At 74.0% G+C, this 4,542-nt stretch carries 4 protein-coding genes, 5 tRNA genes and 1 pseudogene; 4 read left to right on the top strand and 6 right to left on the bottom strand.

Features of this window, described 5'->3' with window-relative positions; genetic code table 11:
- Positions 1–9: 9 nt before the first annotated feature.
- The 5 genes from ACFW1A_RS38900 to ACFW1A_RS38880 all read right to left on the bottom strand — a co-directional run bounded on the left by ACFW1A_RS38900 (position 10) and on the right by ACFW1A_RS38880 (position 583).
- Positions 10–84 (bottom strand) — tRNA-Val (locus tag ACFW1A_RS38900).
- A gap of 44 nt (positions 85–128) precedes the next feature.
- Positions 129–200: transfer RNA gene (locus ACFW1A_RS38895), tRNA-Val, on the bottom strand.
- Between the two features lie 80 nt (positions 201–280).
- Positions 281–352 (bottom strand) — tRNA-Val (locus ACFW1A_RS38890).
- 33 nt (positions 353–385) lie between these two features.
- Positions 386–456, bottom strand: a tRNA-Cys gene (locus ACFW1A_RS38885).
- 54 nt (positions 457–510) lie between these two features.
- A tRNA-Gly gene (locus ACFW1A_RS38880) sits at positions 511–583 on the bottom strand.
- A gap of 266 nt (positions 584–849) precedes the next feature.
- On the opposite strand from ACFW1A_RS38880, the gene ACFW1A_RS38875 reads away from it, so the two are divergent.
- The 3 genes from ACFW1A_RS38875 to ACFW1A_RS38865 are packed head-to-tail and all read left to right on the top strand — an operon-like array spanning position 850 to position 3,655.
- Positions 850–1,917 (top strand): chorismate-binding protein, encoded by a 1,068-nt coding sequence (locus tag ACFW1A_RS38875; RefSeq protein ID WP_380418133.1) that lies wholly within the window; start codon positions 850–852, stop codon positions 1,915–1,917.
- A gap of 52 nt (positions 1,918–1,969) precedes the next feature.
- Positions 1,970–2,788 (top strand): aminotransferase class IV, encoded by an 819-nt coding sequence (locus ACFW1A_RS38870; RefSeq protein WP_380418131.1) that lies wholly within the window; start codon positions 1,970–1,972, stop codon positions 2,786–2,788.
- 30 nt (positions 2,789–2,818) lie between these two features.
- On the top strand, positions 2,819–3,655 hold the full coding sequence (locus ACFW1A_RS38865) for a GNAT family N-acetyltransferase (RefSeq protein WP_380418129.1): 837 nt from the start codon (positions 2,819–2,821) through the stop codon (positions 3,653–3,655).
- A 46-nt stretch (positions 3,656–3,701) separates the two neighbouring features.
- Here ACFW1A_RS38865 and ACFW1A_RS38860 read toward each other — a convergent pair whose 3' ends face one another.
- Positions 3,702–4,196 carry a DsbA family protein gene (locus ACFW1A_RS38860; RefSeq protein WP_380418127.1) on the bottom strand — a complete coding sequence of 165 codons (495 nt, stop codon included), beginning with the start codon at positions 4,194–4,196 and terminating at the stop codon, positions 3,702–3,704.
- Between the two features lie 54 nt (positions 4,197–4,250).
- On the opposite strand from ACFW1A_RS38860, the pseudogene ACFW1A_RS38855 reads away from it, so the two are divergent.
- Positions 4,251–4,542: pseudogene (locus ACFW1A_RS38855) on the top strand (hypothetical protein); the annotation flags it as partial.

Here is a 4,542-nt window from a genome sequence, read left to right as displayed (position 1 = left end):
GCCCTTCCGTGGTGCGCGATACTGGGATTGAACCAGTGACCCCTACCGTGTCAAGGTAGTGCTCTCCCGCTGAGCTAATCGCGCCCGAGCTCGGCGCCGTCGAACGGCACCTGAGTGGCTGGTGGCCGTGCGCGATACTGGGATTGAACCAGTGACCCCTACCGTGTCAAGGTAGTGCTCTCCCGCTGAGCTAATCGCGCCTGTCGGGCGTCACCGCGTGACACCCGGGCTGGGTGGCCGCGCCGCCGAGCGGCCCGACCTGATCCCCGAGGGAACCGAGTGCGCGATACTGGGATTGAACCAGTGACCCCTACCGTGTCAAGGTAGTGCTCTCCCGCTGAGCTAATCGCGCGGGGAGGCCCCGGACGAACCGGGGACCTCGTCGAGGTGGAGACGGGATTTGAACCCGTGTACACGGCTTTGCAGGCCGTTGCCTCGCCTCTCGGCCACTCCACCAGGCAACTTCAGGTTGAACTGTATCAGTAAGAACGATCTTGCTGTTCTCCACCGAGCGGACGACGAGATTCGAACTCGCGACCCTCACCTTGGCAAGGTGATGCTCTACCAACTGAGCCACGTCCGCCTGTCTTCGGGGCTCTTCCCCGCCTCTCGGCGGCTCCGTTTCCCGGCGACGTGTTGAACTTTAGCGGAAACCTCGGCCAGCTCAAATTCCGTTCCCGCAGCGTGCCGCCCGCCCGCCGGGTCGGCGGTGCCCGACGGTCCCGCGTCGTGCCCGTCGGAGCACGCCCGGGTGCGTGCACCGGCGACGCCCGCCGACCCGGCGTGCTCCGAGGGGCACGGCCTAGACTGCGAGACACCCCCACCCTCGATGCCAGCCGCTGGAGCACCGTGCCCGCCGCCCCCCGCCCCCTCGCCCCCGACCAGCCGATGGCCCGCTTCGGCGGCCGGCTCGCCACCGGCCTGCGCGAGGTCAGCCACGATCCGGCCGTGCTGGACGGCGACGGCTGGTGGGCCGTGGTGCACGACTTCGAGGGCCGGCTGACCTGCGCCCGGTTCGACCAGGTGCACCCCGATCCGGCTCCGGCCCCCGTGCACCGCAACTGGCGCGGCCCGGGCCCCGGCAGCTGGCACAGCTCGCTGGACCGGGCCGGCTACACCGCGGGCGTGCGCCGGATCCGCGGGCACATCGCGGCCGGCGAGGTCTACCAGGCCAACCTCTGTCGGGTGCTCTCCGCACCGCTGCCCGACCCCGACCCGGTGCACAGCGACATCGACGCGCTGACCGGTCTGCTCGCGCTCGGCAACCCCGCCCCCTACGCCGGCACCGTCCGGCTGCCCGGGCACGGCGTGGAGATCGCCACCGCCTCGCCCGAGCTCTACCTGCGCCGGGACGGCGCGACCGTCTCCTCCGGCCCGATCAAGGGCACCGGCCGCACCGAGCACGACCTGCTGGAGAAGGACCACGCCGAGAACGTGATGATCGTGGACCTGGTCCGCAACGACCTCGGCCGCGCCTGCGCCACCGGCAGCATCACCGTCCCCGACCTGTGCGTGGTGGAGAAGCACCCCGGACTGGTCCACCTGGTCTCCACCGTCGAGGGCCGACTGCGGGACGGGGCCGGCTGGCCGGAGCTGCTGGCCGCCACCTTCCCGCCCGGCTCGGTCACCGGCGCGCCCAAGTCCAGCGCGCTGCGGATCATCGAGGCACTGGAGACCGCCCCGCGCGGCCCCTACTGCGGCGCCGTCGGCTGGGTCGACGCCGACCGCGGCCGGGCCGAACTCGCCGTCGGCATCCGCACCTTCTGGATCGACCGGACCGACCCCGCGGCCCCCCTGCTGCGCTTCGGCACCGGCGCCGGGATCACCTGGGGCTCCGACCCGGAACGCGAGTGGGACGAGACCGAGCTCAAGGCCGCCCGGCTGGTAGCGATAGCGTCGGGCGAGCAGGTGTCCTGACCGGGCACCGCGCCCCGAACCGACCCACCCGCGCGTCCCAGGAGTGACCAGGATGATCTGGCTCAACGGAGCACTCGTCGCCGAATCGCAGGCCGAGGTCTCGGTCCTCGACCACGGACTCACCGTCGGCGACGGCGTCTTCGAGACCGTCAAGACCGTCGACGGACAGCCCTTCGCGCTCACCCGCCACCTGGACCGGCTGACCCGCTCGGCCACCGGCCTCGGCCTGCCGGCGCCCGACCTGGACGAGGTCCGCAAGGGCTGCGAGGCCGTGATCGCCGCCAACCCGATGCCGCTGGGCCGACTGCGGATCACCTACACCGGCGGCCTGGCCCCGCTCGGCTCCGAGCGCGGCGACACCGGCCCCACCCTGGCCGTCGCGCTGGGCACCGCCGCCCGCCGGGCCGACACCACCGCGGTGGCCACCGTGCCGTGGACCCGCAACGAGCGCAGTGCGGTGGCGGGCCTGAAGACCACCTCCTACGCGGAGAACGTGGTCGCCCTCGCGCACGCCCACCGGCAGGGTGCCACCGAGTCGCTGTTCGCCAACACCGCGGGGCAGCTCTGCGAGGGCACCGGCTCCAACGTCTTCGTGGTGCTCGGCGGCAGGCTGCTCACCCCGCCGCTCGCCTCCGGCTGCCTGGCCGGCGTCACCCGCGCCCTGGTGGCCGAGTGGTGCGGCGCCGAGGAGGCCGACCTGCCGTACGCGGTGCTGCAGGAGGCCGAGGAGGTCTTCCTCACCTCGACGCTGCGCGACGTGCAGGGCGTGGCCCGGATCGACGACCGCGAACTGCCCGCCCCCGGGCCGGTCACCGCCCGCGCGATGGCGCTCTTCGCCGAGCGCGCGGCCGAGGACCCCGACCCGCGTTAGGCCGCGGCCGCTGCTGGGAAGGGCAGTGCCATGACGACCACGCTGCGCCCCGCCGGCCCCGAGGAGACCCTGCCGGACGGCGGGCGCGGCCGACCCTGGCTGGTCTGCGCGAACGGCCGCACGGTGGGCAGCGTGCGGACCTCGGCGGTGCGCTACGGCACCCACTGGGCCGGCCGGATCGACGCGCTGCAGATCACCGAGGGGCTGCGGCGCGGGCGCGGCACGGTGGCCGCGCTGGCCGCCGAGGAGGTGCTGCGGTCCTGGGACTGCACCCGCGCGGAGGTGGTGGTCCCGGCCCAGGCACCGGCCGCGCTGGCCCTGGCGCTGGCCCTCGGCTACACCGAGACCAACCGCAAGCTGCTCAAGGACCTCGGCGAAGTCCCGCCGCCGGCGCCGGGTCTGACGCTGCGTCCGATCGGCGCGGCGGAGTTCCCCGAGTGGCTGGCGGCGGCCAACGCCGAGTACCAGGAGCACCTGGTCCGCTCCGGGCTGACGCCGGAGCAGGCGCGCCAGCGGTGCGCCACCGACACCCGCAACCTGCTCCGCGAGGGCGCCGACACCCCCGGGGTCGCGCTGCGCCGGCTGTACGCGGGGGAGCGGGCGGTGGGCAGCCTCTGGGTCGCCCTGGACTGCGGGCCGCTGGCGGACGGCCGGCAGCACAGCTGGGTGATGACCGTCGAGGTCGCCGCCGACCGGCGCGGGCAGGGCCACGGGCGCGAGCTGATGCTCGCCGCCGAGCGCGAGAGCCTGGCGGCGGGCAGCCGGGTGCTGGGGCTGAACGTCTACTCCGACAACACGGTCGCCATCCGGCTGTACGCCTCGCTCGGCTACCGGCCGACCACCCACGTCCTCGCCAAGGCGCTCTGACCCCGGGCGGCCCGCGAGACCGCGCGCCGCCCGGGCCGGGCCGCTGCTACCGCTGCGCCTCCAGCAGGGCGACGATCTGCTCGCGCAGGCCCTGCTGGCTCTGGCCGCCGTCCAGCCGGCGCCCGCCCACCACGTAGGTCGGCGTGCCCTTGACCCCGATCGCCTTGCCCTCGGCCTGGTCGGCGTCGACGGCCAGGGTGTGCCGGCCGTCGATCATCGCGAGCTCGACCTCCTCGGCGTCCAGCCCGAGCTCGCGGGCCACCTCCAGCAGCAGCTCGGGGCCGCGCCGGTCCAGCTCCTCGACCCGGCCCAGCACCGCCTCGACGAACGGCCAGCCCCCGCCCTGCGCGAACGCCTCCTCGGCCGCCTCGGCGGCGGCGTAGGCATGCTTGTGCTTCTCCAGGGGAAAGTGGCGCAACGAGACGGTCAGCGCGTCGCCGTACTGCTCACGCAGCGCGCGGACGTCGTCGAGCGCGGTGCCGCAGTCCGGGCACTGCAACTCGCACCAGAACTCCACCGGGGGGAGGGAACCTTCGATCATGTGCCCAGTGTTCCACCCCCGGGGACCCGCACCGACCAGTGAGGACCGGACACCATGCTGACCGCCACCGTCTGCTACGGCCTGAGCGGGCTCGGCCTGCTGATCGCCGCGCTCCAGGGCTTCCGGCGCCGCGGACGCAGTGCGGTCCGCTGGCTGGGCGTCGCCCTGCTGCCGGCCGGCGTCTACCTGACCGGGCTGGTCCCGGTCGGCCGCACCATCGGCCACGAGCTCGCGCACTGGGGGCGTCAGCTGGTGCTCGACCCCCGGGTGTGGACCGGCATCGGGCTGTTGGCTGGCGGCGTGCTCCTGCTGCTGCTCAGCGGGATCGGTCGCGGCGGGCGCGCGC

Origin of the sequence: Kitasatospora sp. NPDC058965 (assembly GCF_042741245.1) — a bacterium.
Lineage (GTDB): Bacteria > Actinomycetota > Actinomycetes > Streptomycetales > Streptomycetaceae > Kitasatospora.
This window is presented reverse-complemented; position numbering and strand designations above follow the sequence as displayed.